2 protein-coding genes are annotated in these 1,351 nt (G+C 74.0%); both read right to left on the reverse strand.

The window, feature by feature from the left end; translation table 11 throughout:
* Positions 1 to 716, reverse strand: a 716-nt coding sequence (locus tag ACYVE9_RS27085; protein WP_461030527.1) for a cobyrinate a,c-diamide synthase, incomplete at its 3' end; no start/stop codon positions are given.
* Positions 710 to 1,306 (reverse strand): cob(I)yrinic acid a,c-diamide adenosyltransferase, encoded by a 597-nt coding sequence (gene cobO / locus ACYVE9_RS27090; RefSeq protein ID WP_461030528.1) that lies wholly within the window; start codon positions 1,304 to 1,306, stop codon positions 710 to 712. The genes ACYVE9_RS27085 and cobO, both read right to left, overlap by 7 nt.
* Between the last annotated feature and the right edge of the window lie 45 nt (positions 1,307 to 1,351).

Here is a 1,351-nt window from a genome sequence, read left to right on the forward strand (position 1 = left end):
CACGCCCGCCCGGTCAGCGGCGGAGCCGAGCGGGCCACCTCCAGCAGCGCGGGCAGGTCGAGACCGGACCGCACCTGCTCGGCCAGGGCCGCGACCGCCTCCACCGCCTCGGTGTGCCGTTCGGCGGCCGGCACCAGCCCCAGATGCCTGGACGGCGTGCGCACCCGGCGCTCCCGCCGCAGCACACCCAGCACCGGCACCCCCGACTCGTCCAGCGCCTCCCGCAGCAGCTCCTCGTGCCGGTCGGAACCGACCTTGTTGAGGACCACCCCGGCCAGCCGCACCTCCGGGTCCCACGAGGCGAAGCCGTGCACCAGCGCGGCGACGGAGCGGGACTGGGACGAGGCGTCGACCACCAGCACGACCGGCGCCCGCAGGAGCTTCGCCACCTGCGCGGTCGAGCCCAGCTCGCCCTGCCCGGCGGCCCCGTCGTACAGGCCCATCACCCCCTCGACCACGGCCACGTCCGCGCCGGCCGAACCGTGCAGGAACAGCGGCTCGACCAGCTCCGGGCCGCACAGGTAGGCGTCGAGGTTGCGGCCCCGGCGCCCCGCGGCCAGCGAGTGGTAACCCGGGTCGATGTAGTCGGGCCCCACCTTGTGCGGTGAGACCTTCAGCCCCGCCGCGGCGAACGCGGCCAGCAGGCCGGTGGCCACGGTGGTCTTGCCGCTGCCCGACGCGGGCGCGGCGACGACCAGCCGGGGGACCGTCACCATTCGATGCCCCGCTGGCCCTTCTGGCCGGCGTCCATGGGGTGCTTGACCTTGCCCATCTCGGTCACCAGGTCGGCGGCGTCCAGCAGCGGCTGCGGGGCGTTGCGGCCGGTGACGACCACGTGCTGGGTCCCGGGCCGCTCCCGCAGCACCTCGACGACCTCGGCCGGATCCACCCAGCCCCAGTGCATCGGGTACGCGAACTCGTCCAGCACGTACAGCCGGTACGTCTCCGCGGCGAGGTCGCGTTTGACCTGCTCCCAGCCCTCCCGGGCGGCGTCCTCGCTGGAGGAGATGTCGCGCTGCACCCAGGACCAGCCCTCGCCCATCTTGTGCCAGGCGACCGTGCCGCCCTCACCGGAGTCGCCGAGGACACGCAGCGCCCGCTCCTCGCCGACCTTCCACTTGGCCGACTTGACGAACTGGAACACCCCGACCGGCCAGCCCTGGTTCCAGGCGCGCAGCGCCAGCCCGAAGGCGGCCGTCGACTTTCCCTTGCCCGTGCCGGTGTGCACCATCAGCAGCGGCCGGTTGCGCCGCTGCCTGGTGGTGAGCCCGTCGTCCGGCACCACACTCGGTTGTCCCTGCGGCATCAGGCCGCTCCCTTCCGCACGTCCTTGACCAGCGCGGACACCGTG

The organism is Streptomyces sparsus, from assembly GCF_054776295.1.